A 15,620-nucleotide genomic window follows, 5' to 3' on the forward strand; every position below is an offset into this window, starting at 1 on the left:
CGAGCTGGTCAAAGCCTGGCTCCCTTCCATGACCGATATCTCCTTCGACATCGACGCCTATTTCGCCCGCATCGGATACACCGGCTTGAGAGATGCTTCGCTGGAAACGCTGGAGTCGCTCCATCTCTTACACCCGCAGGCGATCCCGTTCGAAAATCTCGATCCGTTTCTAGGCCACCCGGTTCGTCTCGATCTCGCCTCGCTGCAGGAAAAGATCGTCGCTCGGGGTCGCGGCGGCTATTGCTTCGAGCACAATCTCATTTTCATGCATGTGCTGAAGGCGCTTGGCTTCGCCGTCAGCGGCCTTGCCGCACGCGTTCTTTGGGGCCAGCCCGATGATGCCATAACCGCCCGGAGCCATATGTTGCTGCGCGTCGAACTCGACGGCCGAACCTACATTGCCGATGTCGGCTTCGGCGGACTGACACTGACAGCGCCGCTCCTGCTTCGACCGGGTCTCGAGCAAAGACCCCCCATGAGACATTCCGCATGGTTGAGACAGGCGATCATTTTCGGCTGCAGGCCAATGTCGGCGGCGACTGGCGGACAGTTTACCGCTTCGACATGCAGCAGAACTATGAGGTCGACTATTCGGTCAGCAACCATTTCCTGTCGACCCACCCAACCTCGCACTTCCTTTCCTCCGTAATCGCCGCACGAGCCTTGCCGGGCCGCCGTTATGCGCTCCGCAACAACCGGCTGTCGACGCATCATCTCGGCGGCCGTACCAAGCAGATGGAGATAGCGACAGCCGCCGAACTCGCCGACGTGCTGGAAGGCCCGCTCGAAATCGCCATTCCCGACCGTGCAGCCTTCCAGGCCATGGCGCGACAGAAGAAAATCCTGGAGGCTTAAGTCGCCATGACCGCCTGTCGCCAATCATCGAAGGCAGCAACGCTTCGCAATCACTCGCCAATTCGCTCGATCTTGCCCGTCATGCTGAGCGGCTGGGATACAAGCGCTACTGGCTGGCCGAGCATCACAACATGCCGGGCATCGCCAGCGCCGCCACCTCCGTCGTCATTGCTCATGTCGCCGGTACCAGGACGATACGCGTCGGCGGCGCGCATGATCCGGGAACCGGGATAAGTTCCGGGAGGACCTCGAATTCAAAATGCCAGAGCGTCCTTTGCACCTGCCTGGACGCGCGGCGTCTGTTCAATTTTTTGAATTTGCGGCCGTGGCGGTCGCTTCCTACATCCCTCCCGTCCACAGGATCCCCGCCATGACCGCTCTTTCCGTTCTCGACCTGTCGCCGATCGTCGAAGGCAGCAACGCTTCGCAATCGCTCGCCAATTCGCTCGATCTCGCCCGCCATGCCGAGCGGCTGGGATACAAGCGCTACTGGCTGGCCGAGCATCACAACATGCCGGGCATCGCCAGCGCCGCCACCTCCGTCGTCATTGCCCATGTCGCCGGCGGCACCAGGACGATACGCGTCGGCGCCGGCGGCATCATGCTGCCCAACCATTCGCCGCTGGTCATCGCCGAGCAGTTCGGCACGCTTAACGCATTGCATCCAGGCCGCATCGACCTCGGCCTCGGCCGGGCGCCGGGCACCGACATCGGCACGGCGCGCGCGCTACGCCGCAACCTCGAGGCCGGCGCCGACAGTTTCCCGCAGGATGTCGTCGAGCTGATGGGCTATTTCCAGCCGGCCGAGGACGGTCAGCGTATCCGCGCCGTGCCCGGCGAGGGCGAGCAGGTGCCGATCTGGATCCTGGGCTCAAGCCTCTATGGCGCGCAGCTCGCCGCCATGCTCGGCCTGCCCTACGCCTTCGCGTCGCATTTCGCGCCGGCCGAGCTCGACCACGCGCTGGAAGTCTACCGCTCGCGCTTCCAGCCGTCGGAACAGCTCGACAAGCCCTATGTCATGCTCGGTCTCAATGTGTTCGCTGCACCCTCCGACACCGAGGCGCGGCTGTTGTTCACCTCGCTGCAGCAGGCCTTCGTCAATCTGCGCACCGGCCGGCCCGGCCGATTGCCGCCGCCGGCCGAGGGATATGAGCGCGACCTCGACGCAACGGCCAAAACAATGCTTGGCCAGGCGCTGTCCTGCGCCGTCGTCGGCGCCCCGGAAACGGTCAGGCAAGGCATAGAAGCGTTTGTCCGCCGCACCGGCGCCGACGAGCTGATGGTCACCGCCCAGATTTTCGATCACGCGGCGCGGGTGCGATCCTTCGAGATCCTGGCCGAAGCCCACAAATCGCTGTCACAAGCGGCCTGACGGTTTTTCCGAGACTGCGAAGGCGCGTTAGGCGCTGACGCTTTGTGCGATCGCGCCCAAGGGCGGCCCAAGTGGCCGGCATGAATTGCGGATCATCAGGCGTCCCTTGAGCGCCAGCTTGCGCGGCGGCGCGTCCCTATTTCCGGCGAGCCGGTCGAGCAGCAGATTGGCCGCCTGCTCGCCGATTGCCTGCACCGGCTGGGCGACCGTGGTCAGTTGCGGCTGGAACACGTCCGACCATGGGAAATCGTCGAAGCAGGCAACCGAAATATCCTCCGGGCAGGACAGCCCGATGTCGCGGATCGCCTTCATGGTGCCGATCACCATCGGATTGTTGGCCGAGAAGATCGCGCTCGGGCGGTCGTGCAGCGAAAGCAGTTGCATCGTCGCGTTGTAGCCGTCGACTTCATGGAAATTGCCGAAGCGGATAAGCTCGTTCTCGACCGGCAGGCCGGCAGCCTGGAGGGCCTCGCGATATCCCGTCATGCGGTCATGCATGGGCGAGATGTCGAACGATCCTGAGATGTAGCCGATCCGCCGGTGGCCGAGATCGATCAGATAGGTGATGGCGTCGAACACCGCGCGCTGGTTGTCGAGGACGACGGTGTCGGTATCGACGCCTTCGCAGACACGGTCGAGCAGCACCACCGGCACGTTGGCGTCATCGACAATTCCCTTGAGGATCGCGCCGTCGCCGACGCGCGCGACGATCAGCCCGTCGACCATCCGGTCGAGCAGCAGCCTGATCTGGTCGTCCTGCGTGTTCAGGTCCTCGTCCGTGCAGCACAGCATGACCGCGTAGCCGGCGCGATCGAATGCCTGCTGGATGACCGACACGACATCGGTGAAGAACGGATTGGTAATATGGGGAACGGTAAGCCCGATGGTGCGGGTCGTCCCCATTTTCAGGCTGCGGGCGATCGCGTTGCGCTTATAGCCGATGTCGCGGATCGCCTGTTCGATGCGCTGGCTGAGTTCGGGACTGACAGTCGCGGTGCCATTGATCAGCGCTGAGACGGTGGCGACCGAAACACGCGCCACTTGAGCCACGTGCAGCATGGTCGGGGCCGTGGACTTCCGCTGCTTTTTTCGCCCTGACGCCATCATTTTCGAAACGTTTCACCGCCTTCTGGCTGCAATATCTACGGAATCTTGCGGTTCCGCGCAAGAATTGAAATTCGTTCACCGGCCTCACCAGATATCAGCTTGACACGATCGAAACGTTTAGATTAGCGTTTGAGACGTTCGACGACGGCGGAAGGGAGGCCGATCTGTCATGGAGCATGGCAATTCCATCACGTCCGGAGATGATGCGGCTGCGGCCGGCCGCTCGGCTGTGGTGCTAAGCGCCGAGCACATTTCCAAGACGTTCGGTGGCATCGCCGCACTTGTCGATGTTGGCTTCGACCTGCGGCGCGGCGAGATCCATGCGCTGATGGGGGAAAATGGCGCCGGCAAGTCGACGTTGATGAAAATACTTTCCGGCGTCTACACGGATTACGACGGAACGGTGAACGTCGATGCCCATCCGATCCGTTTCGCCGGCGTCCGCGATGCCGAGCACGCCGGCATCGCCATCATCCACCAGGAACTCAACCTCGTCCCCGAGCTCAGCGTTGCCGATAACATCTTCCTGGGGCGCGAAAAGCTGATCGCCGGACTTATCGTCGACCGCAAGGCAAGCAGCCATGCCGCCGGTGCGCTGCTGCAGAGGCTCGGCATCGAGCTCAACCCGGAGGCGCGGGTCGGCAGCTTGCGCGTCGGCGAGCAGCAGCTGGTCGAAATCGCCAAGGCGCTGTCGATGTCGGCGCGCATCCTGATCATGGACGAGCCGACATCAGCGCTTTCGCCGGCCGAATGCCAAAGGCTGTTCCGGATCATCCGCCAGCTCGCCGACAGCGGCGTGGCGATTGTCTACATCTCGCACCGCATCGACGAGGTCATGCATCTGGCCAGTCGGGTCACCGTGTTTCGCGATGGACGCCACGTGCTGACCGAGGCGATGGCAAGGCTCGACGAAGACACCATCATTTCGGCGATGGTCGGGCGAAGCCTGCTTGCCTCTTCCCAGGAGGAGCGCGGCCCCAGCGGCAAGGTCGTCCTCTCCGTAAGCGGCTTGTCACTGTCGAAACCCGACCGCCACGGTTGGCGCACCGCGCTTGACGGCGTCGGCTTCGATCTTGCCGAAGGCGAAATTCTGGGGATAGGCGGGCTGCTGGGCTCGGGACGCACCGAAATCCTGGAGACCATCTTCGGCTCCAGCGGCGGACGCGCCGGCGGCGAAATCCGGCTCGACGGCATGCCGGTGGAAATCCGTTCGCCGCGCGACGCTCGCCGGCTCGGCATCGCCCTGGTGACAGAGGACCGCAAGACGCAAGGCCTGCATCTTCAGGCGTCGATCACCGACAATGTCGCGCTGCCGCTGGTCGGCGCGCTGGCGCGGTTCGGCCTTCGCTCGCTGGCCGGCGAGCAAGACCTGGCGCGGCACGCGGTGAAGGCGCTCGGCATTCGCTGCGGGACCATAGAGCAGCCGGCCGGCACGCTGTCCGGCGGCAACCAGCAGAAGGTCGTCATCGGCAAATGGCTGGCGACGCGGCCGCGGGTGCTGTTGCTGGACGAGCCGACACGCGGCATCGATGTCGGCGCCAAGCGCGAGATCTACGATCTCATCTTCAAGCTGGCGCGAGACGGGCTCGCCATCGCCGTCATCAGCTCGGAATTGCCGGAGCTGCTGCATCTTTCCGACCGCATCCTGGTCATGGCCGATGGTCGCCAGACGGGGATCCTCTCGCGCGCGCAAGCCAGCGAGGAGGCCATCATGCGGCTTGCGGCGCCGCGCCGGACCATGACGAGGCCTGCCGCATGAGCATCTTGAACATCCTGTCCCGGACGAAGCTCTATTGGGGCCTGATCGCCATCTTCCTGATCGGCGTGCTGGGCTCGCCGATCAGCTCCAAGGGCAACAACATCTTCCTGTCCTACGGCAATCTGCTCGATGTGCTGCGCCAGGTGTCGACCACCGGCCTGATCGCCACCGGCATGACAGCGGTGATCATCACCGGCGGCATCGATCTTTCCGTCGGCTCGCTGATGGCGATCTGCACCGTGGTCTGCGCCATGCTGCTGACGGTTCCGGGTGTCACGCCGGCGGTGGTGCTGGGGGTGCCGACAGTTGCCGTGGTCGCCCTTTGCCTCGGCATCCTGGTCACCCGTTTCATCTTCCTGAACATCGAAAAATCCCGCGCCGGCTCGCAAGCCACGCACGACATCAGGCTGGATAGCGTTCGTGGGCTGGTCACGCCCGGCATTGTCGGGGTGGTCCTCTGCAGTCTCGTGCTGTGGTTCCTGCTGCCGCAGGTAGGCTCAAAATTCGGCGTGCTCGGCGTGTTGCTGGTGGCGCCTTGCGTCGGGCTGCTGTTCGGCGCGCTCAACGGCTTCATCATCGTTGCCGGGCGGCTGCAGCCTTTCATCGTCACGCTGGCGATGATGGTGACGGCGCTCGGCATCGCCCGGCTGACTGCCGGGCAGAACAATGCGGTGCTGCCGGTCTACACCGGCTCGAACGCCACCGCGGATTTCGAAATCCTGCGCTCGCTGGTCTTCGGCGTGATCCCGATGCCGGGCCTGTTCTTCCTCGGAGCGATCCTGATCTACGGCGCCGTGCTGCGCTTCACGCCGTTCGGCCGCTATGTCTATGCCATCGGCGGCAATGAAGAGGCGGCGCGGCTGTCCGGCATCGCCGCCGGCCGCGTCAAGATCGCCACCTACGCGGTATCAGGGCTGCTGGCCGGCGTGGCGGCAGTGCTTTACGTTGCGCAATACAGGCAAGGCAAGCCGGATGCCGGTGCCGGACTTGAGCTCGATGCCATCGCCGCAGTGGTCATCGGCGGCACCAGCCTGATGGGCGGACGCGGCAGCCTCATCGGCACATTCTGCGGCGTGCTGATCTTCGGACTGCTCTCGAACATCCTGCAATTGCACAACATCAATTCGAACCTTCAGCTCGTGCTGAAGGGGATGATCATCATCGGCACCGTGCTCGTGCAGGAGCGCAATGCCTTTGATCTTCTCTTCTATCTGCGCCTGCCTGGTGGAAAAGCGGCGCACAAGGAAACGACCGCAGCAGAGCGGCCGTCAAAAGAGACCCCGTCTCTAAATCTTGGAGGAAACAAGAAATGAAACGACGTGACATGTTGAAGCTTGCCGCTGTCACCGCGGCGCTGCTGACCACGACCGCGCTTTTGACCAGCGGCAACGCCTACGCTCAGGACAAGAAGTGGAAGATCGGCTTCTCGCAGGTGACGACCATCGAGCCGTGGCGCGCCCAATTCAACAAGGACATTTTGGCTGAGGCTGCCAAGCATCCGGAAGTCGAGCTGATCGTCACCGACGGCGAGGACAAGACCGAAAAGCAGGTCGCCGATGTCGAGAACCTGATCCGTCAGGAGGTCGACGCGCTGCTGGTGTCACCGAAGGAATCCGCCGGCTTGACCGGCGTCGTGCAGCAGGCGATCGATGCCAAGATCCCGGTCTTCGTGCTCGACCGCAATGTCGAAACCAAGGACTACACGCAGTTCGTCGGCGGCGACAACAAGCTGATCGGCCGGGCTGCCGGTGAATACGCCGTCGAGCTGCTCGGCGGCAAGGGCAAGGCCGCGGGCAATGTCGTCGAGATCTGGGGCGGCATGGGCACCCAGCCAGCACATGACCGCCATGACGGCTTCCATGAATTCACCGACAAGGAGCCGGGCATCAAATACCTGCTCGACCAGCAGTCGGGCGACTGGAAACAGGACCAGGCCTACAACATCATGGCCACGGCACTGCGCAACAACGAGAAGATCGACCTCGTCTATGGTCACAACGACCCGATGGCGTACGGCGCCTATCTTGCCGCCAAGGATGCCGGACGCGAGAAGGACATCAAGTTCATCGGCATCGATGGCCTGCCCAATGAAGGCGTGACGCTGGTCAACAATGGCGAGCTGACGGCGACCTTCACCTATGTGACGCCCGGCGCCGAGGGACTGCGGCAGGCGATCAAGTTCCTGAACGGCGAAAAGGTCGAAAAGACCATCACCTTGCCGACGGAGAAGATCACCAAGGAAAACTCGGCTCAGATCCTGAAGGACAACGGCCTCTGAGGCGAAATCGTCGATGACGGCGCCCCTCTCCCCGTTCTACGGGGAGAGGATGCCGGCAGGCAGGTGAGGGGCAGCGCTGACCAAGGCCGTGCTCACGCCAGCTTGGCCAAAAGCTTCATGAAAATCGCGGCCTCCTTGGCGGAAAGCGGCGCCAGCGTTTCCTGCGTGATATCGCGGGCGATCGGGATCAGCCGCTCGATGGCATCGCGGCCTTCAGCGGTCAGATTGACCAGCAGGCGCCTTTTGTCGACCTCATGCTTGGAGAGCTCGACCAGACCGCGCGCCTTGAGCCGGTCGATGACACCTTTCACCGTCGCCGCATCCATGGCGATCAGGCTGCCAAGCTGGTTCTGAGAGGTCTCGCCGACGTCGTGCAATTTGGCCAGGGCGGCAAATTGCGGCGGTGTCAGGTCGGCGATATGTGCCGCGAAGATCGAGACATGGCGCTGGTGCGCCTTGCGCAGGATGAAGCCAACCTGCTCCTGCAGGCGGTAATCGTTTTCGTCAGGCTCCTCCGCCTCGACCAGCTTGAGCTTGATGTCTTCGGCGCTCACCGCAGTCCGTCCCATGCCTTGATGTCCTTGGCCGCGAGGCCGCCCATGCGATCATGCACGCGCGGGCCGCAGGTCATGGCGAGGCAGAACAGGATCTCGTCGGGACGAGGCCCGTCGCTGATGCCGACCTCCATGGCATCGAAATGGCTGCGCACATAGGCGGCGTTGATATGGCCGAGCGGCACGTCGAGCTTTGAACCGAAGGCGCCGACCTTCTTTGCCGATGGCACGATCGCCTTGGCGTCGCCGAGCCGCTCGCGCATGGCGTAGCCACCCGGCACATGCCATAGCGCGCCATGCTCGAGCTCGCCGGCGATACCGACGATGGCGCCTTTGCCATAGCCGTCGATCTGCTTTACGTCGCCGCCCAATGCGGCGATGAGCTTGTCGGCGAGCAGCAGGCCGAGCGGCTTCAGATCGTCCATCGCGCTCTGCAGGTCTTCCACGTAGCGGCCCGCGAACGGGTTCTTCACCACAGCCATCGCAGCGGCGCGGCGGCGCGGCACCTTCGCCACCGGCCCGCCCTCGTGAAAGATCTCTTCGGTCAGCACCGCAACCTTGCGGATCGCAAACTCAGGCATGGGCAATTTCCTTCCTTGATTTCTCGTTGGGCGCAGCGAGCGCCATGGGACCGGCGATCCGTGCCTGACCGGCAAGGAAAAGCGCTGAGGCGGCAATCAGGCCGTGTCGCCGAAAATCCTCGACGACAGCAAGCCCGCTGTCCAGCGCAGCGGCTATTTCGCCTGATGAAAGCACGCCGACGCCCTGGGTGACCAGACGATCGCCAAGGTCGCTGTCGGGCGCCAGATCGCGCGCCGGCACGCGCTCGATGGCGGGATGACCGGGCAGATCGACGGCATTGGCGATCAAGGTCGCGGCGGCATCGGCTTCAGCACCCGTCCGCGCCAGCACGGTGACTGCGTCGGCGATGCCCAGCGAAAAGGAACGGCCGCGCCAGCCGCTCGTCGCGACGCCGCGGATCCCGTCTTCGGCGCGGATCGTGATACGGTCCGCCAGTCCATGACCTGTCCCGGCAATGGCGAGGGTCATGGACCGGCCGTTGCCGAGATGGATCGCGCTGTCACCGCCATTGTTGACATAGGCGCGATCGAGCCGGCGCCCGGCCAGCAACGCGCCAAGCATTTCGTCGGCTACCGAACCGGCGACGGCAGCCATCGGCGTGATGAATTGTTTCGCTAGCGGAACAACCGCCGCTTCCATGCGCCGCGCCGTCGGCCCAGCGAAAGCACGTGGCCGCGACGAAGCCGGACGGCGCAGTTCTGGGAGGTCGTCGACGATCTCCTGCAGGATTGTCTGGAACCGCGCTACCGCCTGGCTGTAGGCGGCGCGGCATTCGTCCGCATCGCCAAAAGCCTCGATGATCAGGTCGATCGGGCCATGATTGAGATGCAGCCGCCTGCCGTCCTCAAGCCAATGTGCCTGCGGGCCGTTCATCACCCGGACCCGTTGCTCGCGGCACGCCGCAACTGCGCCAGCGGCGGCCACGGATTGCTGGCCGGCGCGCCCGTGCCGCGGCGCGGATTGAGGTACTCACCGCCCTTGGCAAGAATATCCTCGACGCTGCGGATCTCAGCTTCGTAGCCACCAAGCCTGACATAGTCGTCGCGGCGCAGGGTGAACTCGATCGGCGCCACCAGCGCCGGCGTCGGCACATAGCCGAAGGCACCTTCCGGCACCCGGGTGACATCGACCATCAGCGTGATGCCGCCGCCCGGCCAAACATAGACCGGCGCGCCGCCAACGGTGACATAAGTCGTCAGGCCCTGCACCGAGCGGGTCAGATTGACCGGGTTCTCGGTGACACCGGCGCGCAGCGAGCCGCCGGCACCGCCGACGAACAGCACGGTGCACAGCGCCGGCTCGCAATTGTCCTCGATCAGGCCGACGGATTTCTGCAGCCGCTCCGGGAAGGGCTTTTGCACCGGCTTCAATTCATCATCGAGCTCGTAATAGGCGAACTGCTCGCCGGTGGTCGAGACCATCAGCAGCGACAGGCCGGGGCGGGCGCCCTTCTTGGCGTTCCATTCGCCGAGGATCGACAGCGGGTCGGAAATGCTGGTGCCGCCCCAGCCGAGGCCGGGCTCGGACACCTTGAAATAGCGGCCCGGCGTCGAACGGCGGCCGATGATCTTGATCCCGGTATCCTGCCAGCCGAGCACCTTGCCGGCCTGATGCTCGGAGACGACGCCGGTGATGTGGTCGTCGACCACCACCACCTCGTCGACCAGGCCGCGCCACTGGGTGGCGAACATGCCGATGGTGGCCGAGCCGCAGCCGACGCGCATGCGATGTTCGACCTTGCCGTCGATGACCGGTGGCTTGCCGGCTTCGATGATGACCGTGGCACCGCCGTCGATGGTGAGCTCGACCGGCTTGCGGTTGCATAGATTAAGCAGCGCATCGCAGGTGGCGCGACCTTCGGCCTTGGAGCCGCCGGTCAGGTGATGCACGCCGCCCAGCGACAGCATCTGCGAGCCATATTCGCCTGTCGTGACATGGCCGATTGCCTCACCCGCCGCGCGGACCGTGGCAGTCTCGGGACCAAGGTGGCGGTCGGTGTCGATCTTCACCTTGACGCCGCAGTAGGAGAAGATGCCCTCGGTGACGACGGTGACGAGATCGACGCCTTCGACCTCCTGGCTGACGATGAAAGGCGCCGGCTTGTAGTCGGGATAGGTGGTGCCGGCACCGATCGCGGTGACGAAACGGCGGCCGGTGTTGACCAGTTCGCCGTCCCATTCTTCGCCCTCGGCGACAAAAGGCACAACCGCAGCGCCGGTCTCGGCTGCATGGTCGAGGATGGTCAGCGGATCCATGCGGACGATCCTGCCGCCGACATTGCCGTAGCGATCACAGGCGCCGGTGCGGCCGTCTGATATGTAGCACATGACCGGGCAGGCGTCGCAGCGGATCTTTTCCGCCACCTGCTTCTCGCCGGGATCGTGGGTCTCGAAGCGTTCGGCAAGCTCGCTCATCGGCGTGCCTCCTTATCGCGGATCGCAGCGCGGATGCGGCTCGGCGTCGCCGGAATTTTGGCGACCAGGACGCCGGTGGCATGACGGATCGCATTGAGGATCGCGGGCGCCGTCGGGATCAGCACATGCTCGCCCAGGCCCTTGGCGCCAAAGGGTCCTTCCGGATCCGGAACTTCGATCAGGATGGTCTCGATCGGCGGCACGTCGCCGATGGTCGGGATGAGATAGTCGTGCAGGTTTTCGGTGCGGCCGGGAATGTACTCCTCCATCAGCGCCATGCCGATGCCTTGCGCGATGCCGCCCTCGATCTGGCCTTCGGCGAGCAGCGGATTGATCGCCTTGCCGACATCATGCGCGGCGGTGATCTTGATCAGCTTCACCGTGCCGAGCTTGAGGTCGACCTCGAGTTCAGCGATCTGCGCGCCATAGCCGTAGACCGCATAGGGCTTGCCCTGGCCCTTGGCGTCGAGCGGCAGCGTCGGCGGGTCGTAGCTTTCCTCGGCGCGGAAGACGAAGCCGTCAGCATCGGCCTTCAGCGTGGACAGATCGATATGCCGAGTCGCTTCGCCCTCGCGGATGACCAGGCTTGTGCCATCCAGAGCGATCGCTGCCTTCTCCGACACATTGGCGAAGCGCAGCATGGTCTCGCGCAAGGCGCCGCCGGCCTTTTCGGCGGCCTTGCCAGTGACGAAGGTCTGGCGCGAAGCAGACGTCTTGCCGGCATCGGGCGTGATCGCCGTGTCGGCGCTTTTCAGCCGGAATTTTTCGAGCGGCAAGCCAAGCGCGTCGGCGCAGATCTGGGCAATGACCGTGTTCGAGCCTTGCCCGATATCGACGGCACCCTGATGCAGGACGACATCGCCTTCAGCCGAGATGCCGACCCTGATGGTCGATGGATTTGGCAGCGAGGTGTTGCCACAGCCATACCAGCAGGAGGCGACGCCGACGCCGCGTTTCCTGCTGTCATTGGCACTGTTGAATTTTTCGGCATCGGCAAGCGCGCGCGTCCAATGCGGCCGCAACGCTTCGAGGCACTCGGCAATGCCAACGCCTGCTTCCAGCCTCTGTCCGGTAACCGTTTCGGCTCCGTTACGAAGACAGTTTTTCAGGCGAAAATCGAGCCGGTCCAACCCAAGCTTTTCGGACAGCTCGTCATAGAGTGTTTCCTGCATGATCGTCGCCTGCGGCACGCCGAAACCGCGGAAGGCGCCGGAGATCGGGCCATTTGTGTGGATGGCGCGGCCTTCGGCACGGTAATTTGGCGTCGCATAGGGACCGGAGGCGTGCACCGGCACGCGGTTGGCGACGGTCGGGCCCCAACTCGCATAGGCGCCGGTATTGAAATCGCCTGCGAAGACCATGCCGGTGACGCGGCCATCGGCATCGGCGCCGATGGTCGCCTTCATCTCGGCGGGATGACGCTTGGTGGTCGAGATCATCGATTCGTTGCGGGTGTAGGCGAGTGCCGCCGGCCGCCCGGTCTTCATCGCGACCAAGCCGATCAGCGGCTGCAACGAGACGTCGAGCTTGGAACCGAAGCCGCCGCCGGTGGCTGTCGGCACGATACGCACCTTGTCAACGGCAAGGCCAAGCACTTTTGCCACGTCGTCGCGGTCCATGTAGGGCGCCTGCGTGCAGGCGACGACGACGAGCGTGCCGCCATCCATATAGGCATGGCCGGCTTCAGGCTCGATATAGGCGTGCTCGACATAGGAGGTATCGATGGCGCCGGAAACCACGAAAGCCGCGCCGGAAAGCGCGGCTTCGGGGTCACCGCGCTCGACGAAGCCAGTGGTGAGCAGGTTTGCCGGCCGGTTCTCGTGGATCAGTTGCGCGCCGCCGGCTCGCGCCTCGCAAGGCTGCAGAAGGTATGGCAACTCGGTCCAACGAACAGGAAAATCCGAAAGATCGAGATCGAGGATGGCCTCGCGCTCGCCGGCAACCAGCGCCACTGCCTCGCCGCGAAAGCGCGAAAAGCCTTCGGCCAGCGCCGGCTGGTCGGCAAAAGGCGCAATGACGCCGAAGCTGTTCTTTCCCGGAATGTCGGCAGCGGTGAAGACGCCGACGATGCCGGGACGGGTTTTCACCCAGGCGTCGAGATCGCCGAAGGCGAAGCGGGCGTGATGATGTGGCGAGCGGACCACCAGCACCGCCAGCGCATCGGCCGGGAAGGAATCACCGCCGAATTTTTCGCCGCCGGTGACTTTCGGCAGGCCGTCGAGCCTGATCGGAGAGGAGCCTACAGCATGGCCTGAGATTGGCATTCTGCGGTCAAGGTCGAGATCGAGCCGCTGAAGTTGGTGCTGCCCCTCACCCTTACCCTCTCCCCGTGAAAGACGGGGAGAGGGGGACGCCAGCGCTGGAGCTTCGTCCTTCTCCCCGTCACCGTACGGGGAGAAGGTGCCGGCAGGCGGATGAGGGGCAGTGCCGTCCGTCGATATTTCGCTCGCGAACCGTCCAGCATCCATCACCGCCGCAACGATCTTCCGGTACCCGGTGCAGCGGCACAGGACGCCGCCCAGCGCATCCTGGACTTCGGTTTCGCTCGGGTTCGGCTCCCTGTCCAGCAGCGCGGTTGCCGCGATTAGCAGGCCGGGCGTGCAGATGCCGCACTGCGCGGCGCCATGGTCGAGGAATGAAGCCTGCAGCGCCGACAATCTGCCATTGGCGAGCCCTTCGACCGTGGTCACCACGGTGCCAGCGGCAGACGCCGCTGACATGAGGCAGGCGCAGACAGGTTCGCCGTCGACAAGCACCGTGCAGGCGCCGCAGTCGCCGGCGTCGCAGCCGATCTTGGTGCCGGTCAGGCGCAATTCGTCGCGCAGCACCGAAGAGAGACGACGAACCGGCGGCACGCAGACAGAAACGGCGGCGCCGTTGACCACGAAGGCGATGTCGGCGCGTTCCATGCTCATGCCAGGCTGAGCTTTGCTCATGCCGCCACCGCCTTGTCATTCGATGCGTGACCCGCGGCATCAAGCACGGCGCGGGCGACGATCTCGCGCGCGGCGTCCAGCCGGTATTCGGCGCTACCGCGGACGTCGCCGATCGGCGACAGCTCGTCCATCGGCGCGGACTGGATCGCAGTGACGAGGGCGTGGTCAACCGGGAGGCCGCGCAAGGCTGCTTCGACACTTGCAAGACGTTTGGCGACCGCTGAACAGGAGCCGACGGCGACGGCAGCGTTGCCGACGATGCCGTCCTCAACGGTCAGACGGGCGGCCGCCATGGCTATTGAAATGACGAGATAGCGACGGGCGCCGAGCTTCACGAAAGCCGACGTGCCGGCGGAGGCGTTTTTCGGCACGCGGATGGCGGTGACCATTTCGCCCGGCTGCAGTTCCGTGCGGCGGTTTCCCAGGATGAATTTTTCCAGCGGCAGATGGCGGGCCATCGCTGCCGAGCGCAGCTCGACCTCGGCGTCGAGAATGAGCAACGCCGGCACGCCGTCGGCGGCCGGAGAGGCATTGCAGAGATTGCCGGCGATGGAGGCGACGTTCTGGATCTGCACGGAGCCGACTTCCCGCGCCGCCTGCTTCAGCGCATCGAACGCCGCCGGCAGCGGATGACGGACAAGATCGGTCCAGGTCGTGCGCGCGCCGATGACCCAATGGTCCTTGGTTTCGGCGATATCGCGCAGCGTTGCGAGACCGTTGATGTCAAGGACATTCTCGCGGAAAGGCTTGGCCCCTTGTGCCGGGTAGAAATCGGTGCCGCCGGCAAGGATGCGCCACGAAGCCTCGCCAAGCAAAGCGAGAGCCTCGTCGACGGTGGTGGGTTTCGCGTAACGGATCACGCTTTGCCTTCCCAGAAATAGGGATCCTTCCGGCATTCGGGCCGGTCAAATTCATTCGTATGCAAATGATATCAAGCCGGCAGGAATTGTCAAAGCCAGAGTTTCGGGCCGCTCTCCGCATCGGCGCGGCGGCACGCATTTGTTATACCGTTGGAGGTTGACGCAGCCGGCCATCTGGTCGAGTTTCTGCATCCGGTCGCGTCAGCGGCATTTTTCGGTGGAACCTGGCTTCGAACACCGGATTCCACGTTTCGGCAGACTTCCGGTTCGGGTCATGCCTCCGGACAAACAAGAGGGAGGCCCATGGCCGACGAAGCGCTTGTCATCATCGACCTGCAGAACGATTTCTGCCCGGGCGGCGCGCTGGCGGTGGCCGGCGGCGACGAGATCGTGCCACTGGTCAACGACCTGATCCGGCGGACCGAACATGTCGTGCTGACGCAGGACTGGCATCCCGCCGGCCATTCGAGCTTTGCCTCCAGTCATCCCGGCAAGCAGCCGTTCGAGACCATCGAGATGCCTTACGGCCAGCAGACGCTGTGGCCGGACCATTGCATCCAGGGCAGCCTAGGCTCGGACTTTCACTCCGGCCTCGCCTGGACCAAGGCCGAACTGGTCATCCGCAAGGGCTTCCGGCCGGCGATCGACAGCTATTCGGCTTTCTTCGAGAACGACCATACGACGCCGACCGGCCTTGCCGGCCATCTCAGGGAGCGCGGCATCGACACGCTGACCCTGGTTGGTCTTGCGACCGATTTCTGCGTCGCCTTTTCGGCGCTCGATGCGGTCAAGCAGGGCTTCCACACAACAGTGCGGCTCGACGCCTGCCGCGGCATCAATCTCAACGGGTCCGTCGAGACGATGCTGAACCGGATGCGTGATGCCGGCGTGACGCTGGCTTGA

At 64.2% G+C, this 15,620-nt stretch carries 12 protein-coding genes and 2 pseudogenes; 7 read left to right on the forward strand and 7 right to left on the reverse strand.

Translation table 11 applies throughout. The features are described from left to right. Positions 1-28: 28 nt before the first annotated feature. The 3 genes and pseudogenes from EOC94_RS14520 (at position 29) to EOC94_RS14530 (ending at position 2,227) form a co-directional block, all read left to right on the forward strand. Positions 29-855, forward strand: a pseudogene (locus EOC94_RS14520) (arylamine N-acetyltransferase). Positions 856-869: 14 nt separating this feature from the next. Then, positions 870-1,061: pseudogene (locus tag EOC94_RS14525) on the forward strand (LLM class flavin-dependent oxidoreductase); the annotation flags it as partial. Positions 1,062-1,225: 164 nt separating this feature from the next. Beyond that, positions 1,226-2,227, forward strand: a complete 1,002-nt coding sequence (locus EOC94_RS14530) for an LLM class flavin-dependent oxidoreductase (protein ID WP_127291251.1) — start codon at positions 1,226-1,228, stop codon at positions 2,225-2,227. Positions 2,228-2,254: 27 nt separating this feature from the next. On the opposite strand, the gene EOC94_RS14535 is transcribed toward EOC94_RS14530, so the two are convergent. Beyond that, the gene (locus EOC94_RS14535) at positions 2,255-3,286 is read right to left on the reverse strand and encodes a LacI family DNA-binding transcriptional regulator (protein ID WP_127291253.1); all 1,032 of its coding nucleotides are present in this window, start codon (positions 3,284-3,286) and stop codon (positions 2,255-2,257) included. A 217-nt stretch (positions 3,287-3,503) separates the two neighbouring features. Between EOC94_RS14535 and EOC94_RS14540 the strand changes: the two genes are divergently transcribed. From EOC94_RS14540 to EOC94_RS14550, 3 genes are read left to right on the forward strand one after another with little or no spacing between them, the layout of a single operon-like run. Further along, positions 3,504-5,093 carry a sugar ABC transporter ATP-binding protein gene (locus tag EOC94_RS14540; RefSeq protein WP_245465569.1) on the forward strand — a complete coding sequence of 530 codons (1,590 nt, stop codon included), beginning with the start codon at positions 3,504-3,506 and terminating at the stop codon, positions 5,091-5,093. After that, positions 5,090-6,406, forward strand: a complete 1,317-nt coding sequence (locus EOC94_RS14545; RefSeq protein ID WP_127291255.1) for an ABC transporter permease — start codon at positions 5,090-5,092, stop codon at positions 6,404-6,406. Before EOC94_RS14540 ends, EOC94_RS14545 begins: the two co-directional genes overlap by 4 nt. Continuing rightward, positions 6,403-7,371: a substrate-binding domain-containing protein gene (locus tag EOC94_RS14550; RefSeq protein ID WP_127291257.1), complete on the forward strand. Its 969-nt coding sequence runs from the start codon at positions 6,403-6,405 to the stop codon at positions 7,369-7,371. Before EOC94_RS14545 ends, EOC94_RS14550 begins: the two co-directional genes overlap by 4 nt. 92 nt (positions 7,372-7,463) lie before the next feature. Here EOC94_RS14550 and EOC94_RS14555 read toward each other — a convergent pair whose 3' ends face one another. From EOC94_RS14555 to EOC94_RS14580, 6 genes are read right to left on the reverse strand one after another with little or no spacing between them, the layout of a single operon-like run. Continuing rightward, on the reverse strand, positions 7,464-7,925 hold the full coding sequence (locus EOC94_RS14555) for a MarR family transcriptional regulator (RefSeq protein ID WP_127291489.1): 462 nt from the start codon (positions 7,923-7,925) through the stop codon (positions 7,464-7,466). Continuing rightward, positions 7,922-8,506, reverse strand: a complete 585-nt coding sequence (locus EOC94_RS14560; protein WP_095484568.1) for an amino acid synthesis family protein — start codon at positions 8,504-8,506, stop codon at positions 7,922-7,924. Before EOC94_RS14560 ends, EOC94_RS14555 begins: the two co-directional genes overlap by 4 nt. Continuing rightward, positions 8,499-9,380, reverse strand: a complete 882-nt coding sequence (locus EOC94_RS14565; protein WP_095485079.1) for a hypothetical protein — start codon at positions 9,378-9,380, stop codon at positions 8,499-8,501. Before EOC94_RS14565 ends, EOC94_RS14560 begins: the two co-directional genes overlap by 8 nt. Then, entirely contained in the window at positions 9,380-10,921 is a 1,542-nt protein-coding gene (locus EOC94_RS14570) for a 6-hydroxynicotinate reductase (protein WP_127291259.1), read from the reverse strand. Before EOC94_RS14570 ends, EOC94_RS14565 begins: the two co-directional genes overlap by 1 nt. Next, positions 10,918-13,857, reverse strand: coding sequence for a molybdopterin-dependent oxidoreductase (locus EOC94_RS14575; protein ID WP_127291262.1), 2,940 nt, complete (start codon positions 13,855-13,857; stop codon positions 10,918-10,920). Before EOC94_RS14575 ends, EOC94_RS14570 begins: the two co-directional genes overlap by 4 nt. Continuing rightward, positions 13,854-14,717 carry a xanthine dehydrogenase family protein subunit M gene (locus EOC94_RS14580; protein WP_127291265.1) on the reverse strand — a complete coding sequence of 288 codons (864 nt, stop codon included), beginning with the start codon at positions 14,715-14,717 and terminating at the stop codon, positions 13,854-13,856. Before EOC94_RS14580 ends, EOC94_RS14575 begins: the two co-directional genes overlap by 4 nt. Before the next feature lie 303 nt (positions 14,718-15,020). Here EOC94_RS14580 and pncA point away from each other — a divergent pair, with 303 nt between their 5' ends. After that, positions 15,021-15,620 (forward strand): bifunctional nicotinamidase/pyrazinamidase, encoded by a 600-nt coding sequence (gene pncA / locus EOC94_RS14585; RefSeq protein WP_126104078.1) that lies wholly within the window; start codon positions 15,021-15,023, stop codon positions 15,618-15,620.

Source organism: Mesorhizobium sp. M6A.T.Ce.TU.016.01.1.1 (assembly GCF_003997065.1).
Lineage (GTDB): Bacteria > Pseudomonadota > Alphaproteobacteria > Rhizobiales > Rhizobiaceae > Mesorhizobium > Mesorhizobium mediterraneum.